The sequence below is a fragment of the Ensifer sp. ENS06 genome, from assembly GCF_014852205.1.
Classification (GTDB): domain Bacteria; phylum Pseudomonadota; class Alphaproteobacteria; order Rhizobiales; family Rhizobiaceae; genus Ensifer; species Ensifer adhaerens.
This window is the reverse complement of the sequence record NZ_JACVBC010000001.1, coordinates 620,224-637,062: the sequence shown is the minus strand read 5'-3', so window position 1 is coordinate 637,062 and position 16,839 is coordinate 620,224. Positions and strand designations below refer to the sequence as shown.

14 protein-coding genes are annotated in these 16,839 nt (G+C 62.8%); 3 read left to right on the top strand and 11 right to left on the bottom strand.

Going from position 1 to position 16,839, the window contains the following annotated elements; translation table 11 throughout:
• Window positions 1–3: 3 nt before the first annotated feature.
• From IB279_RS03200 to IB279_RS03150, 11 genes are all read right to left on the bottom strand, one after another.
• Window positions 4–2,295 carry a chemotaxis protein CheA gene (locus IB279_RS03200; RefSeq protein ID WP_113187614.1) on the bottom strand — a complete coding sequence of 764 codons (2,292 nt, stop codon included), beginning with the start codon at window positions 2,293–2,295 and terminating at the stop codon, window positions 4–6.
• Window positions 2,296–2,314: 19 nt separating this feature from the next.
• Complete coding sequence (locus tag IB279_RS03195) at window positions 2,315–2,680, bottom strand: response regulator (RefSeq protein ID WP_025425897.1); 366 nt, start codon at window positions 2,678–2,680, stop codon at window positions 2,315–2,317.
• A gap of 4 nt (window positions 2,681–2,684) precedes the next feature.
• Window positions 2,685–2,978: an STAS domain-containing protein gene (locus IB279_RS03190; RefSeq protein ID WP_113187615.1), complete on the bottom strand. Its 294-nt coding sequence runs from the start codon at window positions 2,976–2,978 to the stop codon at window positions 2,685–2,687.
• Window positions 2,979–3,019: 41 nt separating this feature from the next.
• Window positions 3,020–4,636 (bottom strand): globin-coupled sensor protein, encoded by a 1,617-nt coding sequence (locus tag IB279_RS03185; RefSeq protein WP_113187616.1) that lies wholly within the window; start codon window positions 4,634–4,636, stop codon window positions 3,020–3,022.
• A gap of 689 nt (window positions 4,637–5,325) precedes the next feature.
• Window positions 5,326–6,714, bottom strand: a complete 1,389-nt coding sequence (locus tag IB279_RS03180; protein ID WP_113187617.1) for an FGGY-family carbohydrate kinase — start codon at window positions 6,712–6,714, stop codon at window positions 5,326–5,328.
• A 4-nt stretch (window positions 6,715–6,718) separates the two neighbouring features.
• Window positions 6,719–7,033, bottom strand: coding sequence for an L-rhamnose mutarotase (rhaM, locus tag IB279_RS03175; RefSeq protein ID WP_034796960.1), 315 nt, complete (start codon window positions 7,031–7,033; stop codon window positions 6,719–6,721).
• 7 nt (window positions 7,034–7,040) lie between these two features.
• Window positions 7,041–8,045 (bottom strand): ABC transporter permease, encoded by a 1,005-nt coding sequence (locus IB279_RS03170; protein ID WP_060522257.1) that lies wholly within the window; start codon window positions 8,043–8,045, stop codon window positions 7,041–7,043.
• Entirely contained in the window at window positions 8,045–9,025 is a 981-nt protein-coding gene (locus tag IB279_RS03165) for an ABC transporter permease (protein WP_089043323.1), read from the bottom strand. The genes IB279_RS03170 and IB279_RS03165 overlap by 1 nt, the downstream gene beginning before the upstream one ends.
• Entirely contained in the window at window positions 9,022–10,518 is a 1,497-nt protein-coding gene (locus IB279_RS03160; RefSeq protein WP_060522259.1) for a sugar ABC transporter ATP-binding protein, read from the bottom strand. Before IB279_RS03160 ends, IB279_RS03165 begins: the two co-directional genes overlap by 4 nt.
• Before the next feature lie 267 nt (window positions 10,519–10,785).
• Window positions 10,786–11,775 (bottom strand): rhamnose ABC transporter substrate-binding protein, encoded by a 990-nt coding sequence (rhaS, locus tag IB279_RS03155; RefSeq protein ID WP_060522260.1) that lies wholly within the window; start codon window positions 11,773–11,775, stop codon window positions 10,786–10,788.
• A gap of 117 nt (window positions 11,776–11,892) precedes the next feature.
• Window positions 11,893–12,705 carry a DeoR/GlpR family DNA-binding transcription regulator gene (locus IB279_RS03150; RefSeq protein WP_034796966.1) on the bottom strand — a complete coding sequence of 271 codons (813 nt, stop codon included), beginning with the start codon at window positions 12,703–12,705 and terminating at the stop codon, window positions 11,893–11,895.
• A 203-nt stretch (window positions 12,706–12,908) separates the two neighbouring features.
• Between IB279_RS03150 and IB279_RS03145 the strand changes: the two genes are divergently transcribed.
• From IB279_RS03145 to IB279_RS03135, 3 genes are all read left to right on the top strand, one after another.
• Window positions 12,909–15,008 (top strand): bifunctional rhamnulose-1-phosphate aldolase/short-chain dehydrogenase, encoded by a 2,100-nt coding sequence (locus IB279_RS03145; RefSeq protein ID WP_192339086.1) that lies wholly within the window; start codon window positions 12,909–12,911, stop codon window positions 15,006–15,008.
• Between the two features lie 14 nt (window positions 15,009–15,022).
• Complete coding sequence (gene rhaI / locus IB279_RS03140; RefSeq protein ID WP_113187620.1) at window positions 15,023–16,318, top strand: L-rhamnose catabolism isomerase; 1,296 nt, start codon at window positions 15,023–15,025, stop codon at window positions 16,316–16,318.
• 156 nt (window positions 16,319–16,474) lie between these two features.
• Entirely contained in the window at window positions 16,475–16,729 is a 255-nt protein-coding gene (locus IB279_RS03135; protein WP_034796969.1) for a GlsB/YeaQ/YmgE family stress response membrane protein, read from the top strand.
• Window positions 16,730–16,839 lie beyond the last annotated feature (110 nt).

Below are 16,839 nucleotides of genomic sequence, written 5' to 3'. Positions count from 1 at the left end.
TCATTATCCGACTGCAGCCAGTGACATTTCAGGTTTCAGCGAATGCCCGCGCGAGGCGGCGACGATCGCGTCGACATCGAGGATGAGCGCCACGCGGCCGTCGCCGAGAATGGTCGCCGCGGCGATGCCCGGCACGTGGGTGTAGTTGGCCTCGAGGCTCTTGATCACCACCTGGCGCTGGCCCTGGATCGCATCGACCATCAGGGCGCGCTGGCCGCCACCTTCCGATTCGACGAGCAGGGCGACGCCTTCGACCGGGTTCGCCTGGATGGCACGGAAATTCAGGATCCGGCCGACGTCGACGAGCGGGCAGAAGGAGTTGCGGATCGAGATCAGCCGCTGGTTGGAACCGAAGGAATGGATCGCTGCGGCTTCCGGCTGCAGCGTTTCGACGATTGCCGTCAGCGGCACCACCAGTGTCTGGTTGGCGACGGTGACCACCATGCCGTCGAGCACGGCGAGCGTCAGCGGCAGGCTCATGGTGAAGACCGAGCCGTGGCCCGGCTTCGAGGAGATGTTGATGCGGCCGCCGAGCGCCTGGATCGAGCGCTTGACCACGTCCATGCCGACGCCGCGGCCGGAGATGTCAGAGATCTTGTCGGCCGTCGAGAAGCCGGCGTGGAAGATCAGGTTGTCGATCTCTTCGTCCGAGAGGTTGGCGTCAGCGGCAATCAGGTCGTTGTCGATCGCCTTCTGGCGCACCTTCTCACGGTTGATGCCGGCACCGTCGTCAGCAAGCTCGATGACGATGCGGCCGGAACGGTGCTTCGCCGTCAGGCGCACAGTGCCTTCGGCGCTCTTGCCGGCGGCAAGGCGCTTCTCCGGCGTTTCGAGGCCGTGGTCGACCGCGTTGCGGATCATATGGGTCAGCGGCTCGGCGAGCTTGTCGATGACGGTCTTGTCGACTTCGGTGTTCTCGCCTTCGGTGATCAGGCGGACCGACTTGCCGGTCATGTCGGCGATTTCGCGAACGATACGCGACATGCGCTGGAAGACAGGCTTCACCGGCTGGGCGCGGATCGCCATCACCGAATCCTGGATCTCGCGGGTGAGCTGCTGCAGCTCTTCGAGGCCCATGTTGATCGAGGACGTGCCGTTGGTGTCGTTCTCGACGACGCTCTGCGAGAGCATCGCCTGGTTGATCACGAGTTCGCCGACAAGGTTGATCAGGCGGTCGACGCGATCGAGATCGACGCGAATGGTCGGCGTTGCAGCCGACGCGGCGGCCTGCTGGGCGGCAGCGCTCTGGGCGGCGGCGCTGGCCGCGGGAGCTGCCTTCTCAGCCGGTGCGCGGGCGGCGGACTGCGCCATCTGCAGCACGTTGCTGGCCGTGCCGGCGGCTGAAACCGCGGCGTCGCGATCCTGCTGCTGGGAGGCAAGCTGTTCTTCTTCCTCGACGACACCGACCGATACCGCCGGTTCGTCGTCAAGGATCGACAGGTCGAAGGGAACGGGCTGCATCGGCAGCTCTTCGCCCGACTGCGTCGCCTCGTCTTCGACCAGCGAAATCTCCAGGTCGCAATCCCACTCGGCGAATTCGAAAACCGTACGGATCGCGTCCTCGCCCTTGTCGGTCTTGAGCGAGATCTTCCAGAAGAAATAGGCGCTCTCCGGGCTCAGCCGATCGAGCGTCGGCAGTGCGCCCATGTCGCAATGGATGCTCATCTCGCCAAGGCGCGAGAGGTCGCGCAGAAGCAGCGTTGCCTCGTTGCCCTTGGCGTAGAGATCGGACTTCGGCTTGAAGACGATCTCATATGTGGGCTTTTCCATCAGCGGCGGCTCTTCAGCCGCGTCGAAGTCATCGAAGGAGAAGGCGACCGGCTGGAAGCCTTCGTCGTTGACCGGCGGCGGAGCCACGGCAGCGACGGGCTTGGCAACCGGTTCGGCCGGCGCTGCCGACGCCTGTGGAACTTCGCCGTTTGCGAGCGCCTCGAGTTCCTTGATCAGCTGGCGGCTGCGCGCCTCGTCGACGCTGCCGCCATCGCGCGCAGCGTTGGTGAGGTCGGCGAGTACGTCGGCCGACTTCAGCATCACCTTCAGAACTTCCGGTCCGGGATCGAGCCTATTGGAACGAACGCAATCAAGGGTCGTCTCGAACACGTGCGCGAAGGAGACGAGGTCGTCCAGCCCGAAGGCGCCGGCGCCACCCTTGATGGAGTGCACCGCACGGAAAACGGCATTGACCGTTTCCGGGTCGCGGTCGCCATCATTGAGCTTCAGCAGACCCGATTCCAGTTCGGCGAGTTGTTCCTCGCATTCCTGGAAGAAGATCTCTTTGATTTCGTTCATATCCATTGGAGGCTATCCCCGGACTTCAGGCCGTTACGCGCTCGATTGCATCGATGAGTTTGGTCGGGTCGAACGGCTTGACGATCCAGCCGGTTGCACCCGCCTGACGCGCGCGGTTCTTCTTCTCCGCGTCGCTTTCGGTGGTCAGTACCAGGATCGGAATGGCGCGGTAGCGATCGTTCTTGCGCACGCCTTCGATGAAGCCGAAGCCGTCGAGACGCGGCATGTTGATGTCGGTGACGATCACGTCCGGATTGGCTTCTTCCAGGACCTCAAGGCCCTCGACGCCGTCTTCGGCCTGAATCGTTTCGAAACCGGCATTGTTCAGCGTAACCAGCAGCATGTTTCGGATCGTCCGGGAGTCGTCGACCGTCAGAACTCGCTTCTTCATTTTCTCAAATCTCCTTTGCCATCAGGTGGTCGATCTCGACCCCGATGAGCTGTGTCGTTTTCTCGAAAGCGTCCGACACCTTGCTGAAGGTGAAAGACAAATGTTCCTCTTTCCAGGTCTTGGCGCCGGCCATCAGCACCTGGACACAAAGCGTCCCGACCCGCTCGACCGCGGAAGCGTCGATCACGATATCGCTGCCCTTGAGCGCGAGCAGCTTCTCGTGCAGTGCCGTTGCCTCATTCAGGTCCAGAACCGGAGCGAGGCTAAGCGTCTTCTGGGCGGTCTTCTTGCTGGCCATTTCTGTCTTCCTCGACTGCTAACTCTCTACTGCCCTTGATATCAGCGCTGCCAACCGGCGAGCTGCCGCTGCAGCCCGTCGTCAAACAACGGTGCGGCCGGCTCTTCGGCAACGACGGCGGATGTGTGACGGAAGGGCTCGCGGCCGGCACGCGCCGATGCGGCCGGATGGCGACGCTCCAGGCGGAACTGGCGGATGGTCTCGCCGAGCTCGACGATGACCGTATGAAGATCGTCCGACGAACGGACGGTTTCGCCGGCCAGCGCGGCACTTGCCTCGACACCCCTGGAGATCGTGCCGATCTCGGTCGCGACGCCGCGGAGGTCGCCGACCTGCTGCTCCGCCTCGCGGGCGATGCCGGAGACGGCGGAATTGATCGACGTGACCTGCTCGACGATGCTGCTGATCGCGTCCTGGGTGCGGCCGACAATCTCGACGCCGGTCTCGACCTGCGCCTTGGTGCCGGAAACGAGCTGCTTGATTTCGCGCGCCGCTTCGCCGGAGCGCTGTGCCAGCGCACGCACTTCCTGGGCGACGACGGCAAAACCGCGACCGCTGTCGCCGGCGCGCGCCGCTTCGATGCCGGCGTTGAGCGCCAAAAGATTGGTCTGGAAGGCGATCTCGTCGATGACGCCGATGATCTGGCCGATCTTTTCGGCCGACGCCTCGATGTCGGCCATGGCGGAAATCGCCTGGCCGGCGATCTCGCCGCTGCGCTCGACGGCAATGCGGGTCTCGTTGGCCTTCGTTTCCGTGGCGCTGATCCGGCCCGAACCGGTCGCCATGCGTCCGGCCATGCCGGAGAGCACGGCAAGCTGCCCGGAAAGCGCGTCGGCTTCAGCGCTCGCCTTGTCCGTGAAGGCTGTCGCGCCGTCGCGCATGCGGTCGACCAGTACCCCGGCAGCCTGGCTGCGCTGATCGGAGGCCTGAAGACTTTGCTGGATCTGTTCGAGTGCCGCGTTCAGGCTCGCCACGATGGGCTGATAGGCTTCGACCGCCGTTTCCGGCAACCGCGCGCCGAGATCACCCTGGCTCACGCCTTCGGCAAAGTCGCCGAAGAGCGCCTTGACCTCCAGCTCGTCGGCGCTGCGCTGCTCGGCGAGCTGCCGCTGGTGCTGTTGGCGGAGGGCGTTGAAGCGGAGCGAAACGCCGATCTCGCTGTCGACGAAGGTCGTGCGCACCAGAGCGGCGACGAGCTCGCAAAGTTCGCGGCGGCGCGCCTTGCCCATCGGCAGGAAGGATCGCGGCCAGGCGTCTTCGATCAGTCCGACGATGAGATGTTCGAGCACGACGGCATGGCTTGCCATCTGCCAGCGCGGGTCGAGGCCCATGCGGCTTGCGGTGTCTGCGAGCACCTTGATGCGCTCGGCATAAAGCCCGTCAAAGCGTGCGTCGGTCAGCACGTTCCAGTGCGACGACTGAAGATCCTGAAGGCGGTCGATCTGGCGGTCGCTGTCGAAATGGCGGGCGGCGTCCGGATAGGTCTGGAGGCGCTGGAAGAGGTCGCGAAGCGCCTGATCAATCCGGGGAGAAAGCTTTTGCCTGTGATCGCGGACGCGGTTGCAGCTCTCGTCGTCGAGCCCGGCAAAGCGCAGGCGCTCCAGCAGGCTGCCTGCCTGGCCCTTTTTTGCCTGTTCTGACGATGCTTCCTGCCTCAACGCTGATCCCCGGTGCTGCACGTTCGGAACTTGCCTGGGGAGCATCAGGGAGAGCCACGGTCCACCGGACGTGCACGCCACATCGATGAGATCAGCCTCCGCCGAAAAGCGTCTGCTGTCGTTCATCCCGCAAGTAAATTCGGTGAAGAATGGATACCGGACCGGAACCGGTACGGCGGGGCGGCATCATGCCTTGAGGAGACTTGTGAATTATCCCATTCCGACGTGTGGGACCATGTTTATGGTTAATTCCTTGCTTGAAGGTTAACGGTCCCTCGCCTCTAATCGGAATCACTAAAATTCACAGGGTGTTTTCACGCGCCGTTTTTGCGCTGCAACAAAACTGTAATAAACACGCCTGAAACCAACAGGTTCTCAATCACAAGAGTTTAGAATTGTACTTCGACTTGCGCTCGCGTATCGAAGCGAAAGTGAAGTGGGCGCTGCATGCGCGAAGAAACCTTCGCATCACGCAAAGCGACATCATGACGATGCGCTTACAGGAAACGAACAATGATTGTTCTTGGCATTGGCGCCGCACTCACAGCAATCCTGACAATGATGGCAGTATCGATCGTGCTCAACATCGAGCACAACCGGTCGGCAAAGCGCAGCTCTGTGTTTTGATCGGGCGTTAGCCCGTCTCTTACTGACACAACCAGGCATCTCTGCGGCCGGGGACGGATGTTCTACGGCCGCTTTTCTTTGCACACATGGTCCTGCGTCGCCTTTTGCCATGCCTGCGCATAGGCGGTGAGGCTCTCCGCGATCTCGCCCGCAAGCGGCTCGACCCCGGTCCTGACCGCGGATCCCTTAACCAGACACGCAGCACCGAGGCTCGTACCCGTGATATTGTGGGGATCGGCAAAGACCGGCCGGCCCGTCGCTGCGGCGAGCATGCGCAGATAGGTCCTGTTGGAAGCAAAGGGCCCTTCGACGACGATATCGCCGCGCGCGCCGATCAGGTCGAGACAGGTGGCTGTCATCAGCGCCAGATGGAACGAGACGACGACAAAGCGTTCGGCGGGGCCAAGCTCCCGTTCGTCCGTCGTCCAGATCGCTTTTGCGGCCGGAAAGGGACCGGATCCCTCGGGAATGGACGGCAGCAGCATGTGGCCGGCCCCGGCCACGGCCTCTTCCGTTCGCGGCGACACAGGGGGCGCCCCCTCCCCCAACAGAAGCTGGAAGGCGCGGCCGCCCATGAAGCGGGCGGAGGGTACGGGATCGCCAAGCGCGTTGACGTTGATCAGCGTGTCGCGGTGTTCATCGAGCACCTTCGCCTCGGCACCGACCGCAAGCATCACCACCCAGGTGCCGGTTGAGATCACCGAGAAGGGCGAGGTACGTGTCAGGAGATGCGGCAGCAGCGAGGCGTTGGAATCGTGAATGCCGCAATAGACGGGGGTCCCTGATGCAATGCCCGTTGCCGAACAAAGCTCTGGCAGTAGCGTTCCGGCAATATCGCTCGCCTTCAACACCGGTGCGAAGAGGGGCGTCCAGCCCTGGCTTTCGACAAGAGACGAGAATGTCCCTGCCCGTGGGTTCCAGAGATCCGTGTGGCAGCCGAGCGAGGTCAGCTCGTTACAGAGCGTACCTGTCAGTCGATAGGTCCAATATTGCGCATAGGTCAGGACCGAGGCGACCCTGGCGAAGTCGTCGGGAAAGGTCTTCTGCTGCCAATAGAGCTGGGCGCCGACATTGAGGCCCATCGGCAGGCGCGCGGAGCCGGTCTCGGAAAAGGGCGGCCTGACATTATCATACTCGGCGGCGAGGCTGTCGGGACCGGCGTGCTCATAGTCCAACACCGGAAGCGCCAGGTTGCCTGATGCGTCGAGCACGACGGCGGTCGCGCCGTGGGTGGTGATCGAGATCGCCTCGAAGACGTGTTCGGCATGGAGTGACGCGAGGCTTTCGAGCAGGAAGGCCCAGAGACGCTCGACATCGAAATGCGGATAAGGACCATCAATCAGCACCGCATTCGCCGTCTTGCGGACGGCGATCTCCTCGAAACGGTCGAGATCAACGGCTGCGACCTTGGCATTGGTCTTGCCGATATCGATAACGCCAACAACCCGCATCTTATCAGTCCAAATGGAAAACGGTCGTCAGCGGCACCGCCACCGGTTCGTTATCGCCATGGGTTTCCATGATATCTGCCATATAGGCCCACCATTTCTGCATGATGGGATGGGACGGCAGGTCGGCCATGCGGTGATCGTCGGTCCGCCAGAGCACACCGAAAAGCAGACTGGTCTCCTCGTCCAGATGGATGGAGTAGTCGGAGACGCCGGCCTCCTTCAGCAGGGTGGCCAGTTCCGGCCAGATGGCATCGTGCCGCGCCCTGTATTCGGCGGCCATGCCTGGGTTCAGGCGCATACGGAACGCGTATTTTTCCATCGGATCCTCAATGTGCGAGACGCTGACGGGCGCGCCGCCAGAGAATGGGTAGCGCGATCACCGAGATCAGCAGCAGGCCGATGAAGATCGACATGACGATGCCCGGCACGTTGAGCAGGCCGAAACCGAAGGTCACCATACCCATGATCAGGGCGGCCAGCACGACGCCCGGGATGGTGCCGGAGCCACCGAGAATGTTGACGCCGCCGAGTACCACCATCGTTACCACCTCCAGCTCCCAGCCGAGCGCGATCGACGGGCGCGTCGAGCCGAGGCGCGAGGTCAGGCAGATCGAGGCAAGCCCGGCCATCAACCCGGTCAGGAGGAAGAGGATGAATTTGATGCGCGCAACGCGGATGCCGGAGAAGAGCGCCGCCGTCTGATTGTTGCCGATGGCATAGACCGCGCGGCCGAAATTGGTCTTGTGCAAGACGACGCCGTAGACGACCGCGAGGGAAACGAAGAGCGTGAACTCGAAGGAGAACACCCACCAGACATAGCCTTGGCCGAACCACGAGAAGCTGTCGGGATAACCGGTGAAAGCCTGGTCGCCGAGGATGATGAAGGAGAGACCGCGGAAGAGGCTCATGGTGCCGATGGTCACCACGATCGAGGGCAACCCGAGACCGGTGATCAAGAGGCCGTTGATCGCACCGCAAAGAAGCCCGACAGAGAGACCGATCACCACCAGCGCCGGCGTGTCGAAGCCAAGTTGCACGGCATAGCCCATCGCCGTCGAGGCGAGCGCGATGATCGAGGCCACCGACAGATCGATCTCGCCGGAAATGATCACCAGCGCCATGGCGAAGGCAATCATCGCCTTTTCGGTGAAGTTGAAGGTCGCGTCCGAGAGGTTCCACGGGTCGAGGAAGTAGGGCGAGGCCAGCGAGTTGCCGAGAAAGATGAGGCAGGCGACGACAAGCAGCAGGCTTTCCCAGCTCTTCAGCAGGCGCGCGCCGCGGCCTTCCAGCCGATCGGGGATATGTCGTGGGGTAAGGTGGGTCTCGGCCATCAGACAGCCTCCGCCTTTCTCAAGATGACGCGGCCCTTGCGCCGCTCGGCGCGAGCGTTGACGGCAACAGCGACAATGATGACCATGCCCGAAATCGCCAATTGGGCGAAGGGCGAGATATTGATGACCGGCAAGGCGTTCTTGATCACGCCAAGGAACAGCGCACCGAGCACCGCGCCTGCTACCGTGCCGATGCCGCCGGCGATCGATATGCCGCCGATGACGCAGGCCGCGATGATGTCGAGTTCGAAGCCGGCGGCGATGTCGACATAGGCGACGGCATAACGCGACACCCAAAGATAACCCGAGAGCCCGGCAAGCGCGCCGGATAGGCAATAGGCCGAGAAGCGGGTGCGGCCGACGTCGATGCCGGTATAGACCGCCGCGTGCGGATTGCCGCCGACCGCATAAAAGGCGCGTCCGAGCGCCGTGCGGCTCATCAGCAGGAAAACGAGCGCGATCATCACCAGCGAGAGCCAGGAGAGAACCGGAAAACCAAAGAGCTCGTCGCGCGGCAATGCCTTGAAGGCGTCGCTCATCTGGTGGGCATTGATCCACTTGCCGCCGCTCAAGAGAAAGATCAGGCCGCGATAGATTGTGAGCGTGCCGAGGGTTACGACGATCGGCGGAATGTCGAGCTTCCAGACGAGCGCGCCGTTGATCATGCCGAGCAAAGTGCCGAGCGCAACTGCCGCAAGGATGATCAGTGGGATCGGCAGGCCCGGAAAGGCGGCGTTCAGCATCGCCGCCACCATGCCCGAGAGCGCAAGGTTGGCGGCCATCGAAAGATCGATGCAGCGCGTCAGGATCACCGCCATCTGGCCAAGCGCCAGAATGATCAGGATCGACGTGTCGTTGTAGACGCGCCCGAGGTTCGCGGGCGCGACGAAGGGCGGGAAACGCCAGGTGATCAGCGCCAGCAGCACGGCGATCGCACCGACCAGCAGCAGTTCGCGATTCCTGAGGATGTTTGCCATCACGCGGCCTCCTGAATGCCGGCGGCGGCACGCACCAGCTTTTCCGCCGTCAGTTCGGCGCGCTCGAAGCGCCCGGCGATCCGCCCCTCGCGCATCACGATGACGCGGTCGGACATGCCCATGATCTCCGGGATTTCCGAGGAGACCATGATGACGCTCAGGCCCTGTGCCGCCAACTCGCTCATGAAGGCGTGCACGGCGGCCTTGGAGCCGATGTCGATGCCTTTGGTCGGCTCGTCGAGAATGATCACCTTCGGCTTCGTCGCCAGCCACTTGGCGATCACGACCTTCTGCTGGTTGCCGCCCGAAAGCGTGCCGACATCCTGATCGAGCGAGGCGGCGCGCAGGTCGAGGCGCGTGGTATATTCGCGGGCAAGCGCGAACTCGTTGGCAAGCTTCAGGAAGCCCGAGCGCGAGGTGCGCGACAACGACGGCAGCGTGACGTTCTGAAAGATCGGCAGGCCAATGATCGCACCCTGGCGGCCGCGCTCTTCGGGCACATAGACGATGCCAGCCCGGATCGCTTCGGACGGGCTGCGGATCACCAGCACCTCGCCATCGAGCCGGACAGCACCGGCCGATGGCCGGGTGACGCCGATCAGCGACTGCATGAACTCGGAACGGCCGGCGCCGACCAGGCCGTAGAAGCCGAGGATCTCGCCGCGGCGAAGCTCGAAGTTGATGTCCTCGAACTCGGTCGGGTGGCGGTAGCCGGAGACCGTGAGCACCGGTTCGCCGATCGCCACATCCTTCTTCGGGTAAACCGAACCGACAGCGCGGCCAACCATGAGGCGCACCAGTTCGTCCTGGCTGACATCGGCGATCAGCCCTTCGTCGACCATCGTTCCGTCGCGAAACACCGTGTAGCGGTCGGCGATGCGGAAGATTTCATCGAACTTGTGGCTGATGAACAGGATCGCCTTGCCGTCTGCCTTCAGCCGTTCGACGAGGGCATAGAGTTCGTGGATTTCCTTGTGCGACAAGGCGGCCGTGGGCTCGTCCATGATCACCACCTGCGCATCGATCGACAGCGCGCGGGCGATCGCGACCAGATGTTTCTTGGCGATACCGAGATCGCGCAGGCGGATGGTCGGATCGAGATCGGCACCGGCGCGCGAAAGCAAGGCACGCGCATCGGCATTGAGCTTCTTCCAGTCGATCAGCCCGAAGCGATTGCGCGGGGCGTGGCCGAGGAAAATGTTCTCGGCGACCGAGAGCTCATCGAAGAGCACGGTTTCCTGATGGATCGCGGTGACGCCGGCGCGTGCGGCCGCCAGCGCCGTCGGGAAATGAACCTCCTGATCACCGACGGAGATCGTGCCCTCGTCCGGTTGGTAGATGCCGGTCAGGATCTTCACCAGCGTCGATTTCCCGGCGCCGTTTTCGCCGATCAGCGCGGTCACCGACCCCGGATAGAGCGCCAGCGAAACATCAGAGAGCGCCTTCACCCCGGGAAAGGACTTCGAGATCCCTTCGAGCGCAATGGCGGGCTTCATCCGCGATGTGAGCGTATCCTGCAGCAAGAGACAGTCCACCATTCAGTCGTTTCGATAACGCGAAGTCGTTCGGGCCTCGTATGCCCTCGTATCCGCCCGCGCGGGTTGCCCCTCACCCTAACCTTCTCCCCGCATGCGGTGAGAAGGCACCGGCATGCCGCTCTCTTCCCTCCTCGTCGGGAAGGGGGGGCAAACCGTTGCCGCTTGTCCCTTCTCCCCGCAAACGGGGAGAAGGTGGCGGCAGGCGGATGAGGGGCTTTCGCCGGATCAGAAGATCTTGGCGAATTCCTCGACATTCTTGGCATCGTAGACGAACGGGTCGGCCATCGCGCCTTCGTTGTTGTCGTCGAGCTTGACGGCACCCATGCGGCCCATCTTCAGTTCAGCACCCGGCTTGGCTTCGGCACCGTTGATCAGGTCGTAGGCGACCATCGTTGCGGAGTAGCCGAGGTCGATCGGGTTCCAGATCGCGAAAGACTTGGAGGCGCCCGACTTCACGTGGCCGGCCATTTCCGAGGGAAGGCCGAGACCTGTGACGTTGATCTGGCCGATCTTGCCGGCGTCGGTGACGGCCTGGGCGGCGGCAACGATACCGACCGAGGTCGGCGCGATGATCGCCTTCAGGTTCGGATAGGACTGAATAAGGCCCTGCGTTTCGCGGTAGGACTTGTCGGCGAGGTCGTCACCATAAACGGTCGCGACGACATTGATGCCCTTGTAGTTGCCCTGGACCTTCTTCATCTCGGCGATCCAGGTGTTCTGGTTGGTCGAGGTCGCCGTTGCTGAAAGCACCGCGACATCGCCGCCCTCAGGCAGGTTGTCGGCGGCGAGCTTGATGATCATGTTGCCGATCAGCGGGCTCGACGATGGGTTCAGGTGCATCAGGCGGCCATCCTTGGCGACGCCTGAGTCCCAGGAGATGACCTTGATGCCGCGATCCATCGCCTTCTTCAGCGCCGGAACGAGGGCGTCGGTGTCGTTGGCGGAAACGGCGATGGCGTCAACCTTCTGGGCGATCAACGAGTTGATCACCTCGATCTGGCCTTCGGCGGTCGTCGTCGTCGGGCCGGTATAGATCACCTCGACGTCGCCGAGCTCCTTGGCGGCTTCCTGCGCGCCCTTGTTGGCGGCTTCGAAGAAGCCGATGCCGAGCGCCTTGACCACGAGCGCGATCTTCTTGTTTTCCGCATGCGCGGCATTGGCCATCAGCGCCAGCGAAACGGCGGCCGTAACCATCAGTGACTTCAGGATCTTCATGCTCATTTCCTCCCAATGACCGGCACGCGACAAGCGTCGCCGGCGCGATTTCCTCCATTGGCGATGCCCCGGCCCCTCCGGCCGTGAGCGTCACCTTCCCCTCTCCTCGCCCACGCCTCAGGCGGACGAGGACATGTTCTCCGCATCTGTGCCGGCTCTCGAGCTGGCAACGACCAGCCGCACACCGGCATTTTCAAGCATCGCGGCATGCCTGTCCTCGATGCCCGAATCCGTAATGACAGTGGCGATCCGCTTCAGCCCGCAAAGGATGAGGCTCGACCGCTTGTGAAACTTCGAGGAGTCCACCAGCACGACGAGTTCGTCGGCCTGGTCGATCAGTTTCTGCTCCGCCTGGATCAACAGCGGATCTGCCTCCATCAGGCCGAGCGGGCCTAAGCCCTGCGCCCCCATGAACATGCGGCGCGCATAGAAATTGCGCGTCACGTCATTGTCGAAGGGGCTGAGGATAATGTTCTGCTCGCGGTAGATCGTGCCGCCCGACAGCATCACCGTGTTCTTCGAATGCTTCAAAAGATGCTCGGCGATCGGGAAGGAATTGGTGAAAACCTGCATTCGCCGATTGCTGAGGAAATGCACCATCTGAAAGGTCGTGGTCCCGCCATTGATGATGATCGGCTCGCCATCCTCGCAGAGCGCCACCGCCTCCTTGGCGATCGCCTGCTTTTCGCGGGCGTGCAGGCCCTCGTTGACCTTGAACGGACGACCGGCAAGGCCGACGAATTGCGGCGGATTGATCGCCTCGGCGCCGCCGCGCACCCGTCGCAGCTTCTTCTGCACGTGGAGGGCTGCAATATCGCGCCGGATCGTCGCCTCGGAACTGTCGGTCAGATCGACCAGTTCCTGGACGGTGACGACGGGTTTTTCCTGAACCGCCGACTGAATGATCCGGTGTCTTTCTTTCTCGTGCATGCGTTCCTCCGATGGCGTTCATGCTTCCATCACGATCGACCATTGTCAATCACAAACAATCATATTTTTTCATTGTGCAGCGCAATATGCGCGAACTTGATCGTTTTTGATTGACTTTAACGCTCAAGTCCTGTGATCTGATGCCAACCACATCTCTGCGCGGTCGCCAAGCCGCGCGATATCAGACCGGGAGGAAATTCGAGATGCTCGACAAGCAGCAGGGTGCGCGACTTGCAAACCTTTGGGACGAGGCAAAGGCTGCCGGCATGAGCGAATCCGAGCGCCTGCTCTATCGCTCCAACCTGCTCGGCTCCGACAAGCGCATCACCAACTACGGCGGCGGTAACACCTCGGCCAAGGTGATGGAGAAGGATCCGCTTGGGGGCGGCTCGGTCGAGGTGCTCTGGGTCAAGGGTTCGGGCGGCGACGTCGGAACGATCAAGCTCGACGGTTTTGCCACTCTCTACATGGAAAAGCTCAACGCGCTGAAGTCGATTTATCGCGGTGTCGCGTTCGAAGACGAGATGGTCGGCTACCTGCCGCACTGCACTTTCAACCTCAATCCACGCGCCGCCTCGATCGACACGCCGCTGCATGCCTACGTGCCGAAGAAGCATGTCGACCACATGCATCCCGACGCAATCATCGCGATTGCCGCGGCCAAGAACAGCCGCGAGCTGACGGCAAAGATCTTCGGCGACGACATCGGCTGGCTGCCGTGGAAGCGCCCGGGCTACGAGCTCGGCCTGTGGCTGGAAAAGTTCTGCCTGGAAAACCCGCGCGCACGCGGTGTGGTGCTTGAAAGCCATGGCCTCTTCACCTGGGGCGACACGGCCAAAGAAGCCTACGAGACGACGGTCGAGATCATTAACAAGGCGATCGCCTGGTTCGAGGCCGAGAACACCAAGCCTGCTTTTGGCGGCGCGGTGAAGCCGGCGCTCGACGCGGCCGCCCGCGCCGACGTCGCCCGCAAGCTGATGCCGGTCATCCGCGGGCTGATCAGCGCCGACGAGAAGAAGGTCGGCCATTTCGACGACAGCCAGGCCGTGCTCGATTTCGTCACGTCGAAGGATCTGAAGCCGCTGGCCGCTCTTGGCACCAGCTGCCCCGACCATTTCCTGCGCACCAAGATCCGGCCGCTGGTGGTCGATTTCGATCCGGCCAGTCCCGATGTCGACAAGACGCTGGCAGCGCTGCCCGAAGCGATCGCCGCCTATCGCGCCGACTATGCGGCCTACTACGAGCGCTGCAAGCACGAAGACAGCCCCGCCATGCGCGACCCGAACGCGGTCGTCTATCTCGTGCCCGGCGTCGGTATGATCACCTTTGCCAAGGACAAGGCGACCGCCCGCATCTCCGGCGAGTTCTACGTCAACGCCATCAACGTCATGCGCGGCGCCTCCGGCGTTTCCACCTATGTCGGCCTGCCGGAACAGGAAGCCTTCGACATCGAATACTGGCTGCTGGAGGAAGCAAAGCTGCAGCGCATGCCGAAGCCGAAGAGCCTCGCCGGCCGCATCGCCCTCGTTACCGGCGGCGCCGGCGGTATCGGCAAGGCGACGGCCAACCGGCTGATGCAGGAAGGCGCCTGCGTCGTGCTCGCCGATATCGATGAGACCGCGCTTGCGGCGGCTGAAGGCGAACTGTCCAAGCGCTACGGCAAGGATTTCGTCCGCTCCGTCAGCATGAACGTCACCAGCGAAGCGGCGGTCGAGGGCGGTTTCGCCGACGCGCTGCTTGCCTTCGGCGGCCTCGACATTCTCGTCTCCAATGCCGGCCTCGCCTCGTCGGCCGCGATCGAAGACACGACGCTGGCGCTCTGGACCAAGAACATCGACATCCTGACGACCGGCTACTTCCTCGTCTCGCGTGAAGCCTTCCGCATCTTCCGCCAGCAGAAGGCCGGCGGCAACGTCGTCTTCGTCGCCTCCAAGAACGGCCTTGCCGCCTCCCCCGGCGCATCTGCCTATTGCACCGCCAAGGCGGCCGAAATCCACCTCGCCCGCTGCCTGGCGCTCGAAGGGGCTGGCGCGCAGATCCGCGTCAACGTCGTGAACCCCGACGCGGTGTTGCGCGGCTCGAAGATCTGGACTGGCGAGTGGAAGGAACAGCGCGCCGCCGCCTACAAGATGGATGTGGACGACCTCGAGGCGCATTATCGCGAGCGCTCGATGCTGAAGCTCAGCGTCTTCCCCGAGGATATCGCCGAGGCGATCTATTTCCTCGCCTCCGACATGTCGGCGAAATCGACCGGCAACATCATCAATGTCGACGCGGGCAATGCCCAGTCCTTCACCCGCTGATCGAGGAGAGTTTCATGACGACCACCATGATCAGCCAGGCGACCGTCGAGGCCGAGAACGAAAGCCGGCTCACCGCACTTCGCCGGGATTATGAGAGCCTCGGTGAAAGGCTCAGCCGGCGCGGCATCGCGATCGACGAGATCAAGCGGAAGGTCGCCGCCTACGGTGTTGCCGTCCCTTCCTGGGGTGTCGGCACCGGCGGCACGCGCTTTGCCCGCTTCCCCGGCAAGGGCGAACCGCGCAACATCTTCGACAAGCTCGAGGATTGCGCGGTCATCCAGCAGCTGACCCGGGCGACGCCGACCGTCTCGCTGCATATCCCGTGGGACAAGGTGAGCGACATTTCCGAACTAAAGGAGAAGGGCACGTCGCTCGGCCTCGGTTTCGATGCGATGAACTCCAACACCTTCTCCGACGCGCCGGGCCAGGAACATTCCTACAAGTTCGGCTCGCTGTCGCATGCCGACGCCGCCACGCGCGCCCAAGCGGTGGAGCACAATCTCGAATGCATCGAGATCGGCCGGCAGCTTGAGTCCAAGGCGCTGACGGTCTGGGTCGGCGACGGCTCCAACTTCCCCGGCCAGAGCAACTTCACCCGCGCTTTCGAGCGTTATCTCGACGCGATGAAATCGGTCTACGCGGCGCTGCCGGATGACTGGCGCGTTTACACCGAACACAAGATGTTCGAGCCGGCCTTCTATTCGACCGTCGTCCAGGACTGGGGCAGCAACTACCTGATCGCCCAGGAGCTCGGCCCCAAGGCCTTCTGCCTCGTCGACCTTGGCCACCATGCGCCGAACGTCAACATCGAGATGATCGTCGCCCGCCTCATCCAGTTCGGCAAGCTCGGCGGCTTCCACTTCAACGATTCGAAGTATGGTGACGACGATCTCGACACCGGTTCGATCGATCCCTACCGGCTGTTCCTCGTCTTCAACGAACTCGTCGATGCGGAGACCCGCAAGGCCAAGGGGTTCGAGCCGGCGCACATGCTCGACCAGAGCCACAACGTCACCGACCCGATCGAAAGCCTGATGACGAGTGCCACCGAGGTCTGCCGCGCCTATGCCCAGGCGCTGATTGTCGACCGCCAGGCGCTCGCGGGCTACCAGGACGACAACGACGCGCTGATGGCGAGCGAGACGCTGAAGGTAGCCTTCCGCACCGACGTCGAGCCTATTCTCGCGATGGCGCGTCTCGAAAGCGGCGGTGCAATCGCACCTGTCGCGGCCTATCGCAAGAGCGGTTACCGCGCGAAAGTCGCGGCTGAGCGCCCGGCCGTTGCCGGCGGCGGGGGCGGTATCGTCTGACACTGAAACGAGCCGCGCCGGGCTGCCATTTGAGGCCCGGCGCCGCATCCCACGCTCGACAGCTCAAAAAATCGCTGCGCGATGAAATTGCCCCCTATCTGATTTCAATTCCTGATCTATCTTTCCCTTGGAGATTCAACGGAAAGGGACCCGTTCATGGGAATTGAAAGCATTCTCGTCTTCCTGATCGTCGGCGCGGTCGCCGGCTGGCTCGCCGGCCTCATTGTCAAGGGCGGCGGTTTCGGCCTCATCGGCAATATGGTCGTCGGCATCATCGGCGCCTTCATCGCCGGCTTCCTCTTTCCGGCGATCGGCATCAGCCTCGGCACCGGCATCCTTTCAGCGATCCTGCACGCGACGATCGGTGCCGTCATCCTTCTGGTGCTGATCCGCATCGTCAAACAGGCCTGACCCATCGTCGGCGGCAGTACCCTTCGCGCCCGGAATATCCCCGGCCGTTCCATCTGGACGCGCGAAGGGGGCTGTAGCACTGTGATCTGCTGGACGGGACATTGCACATA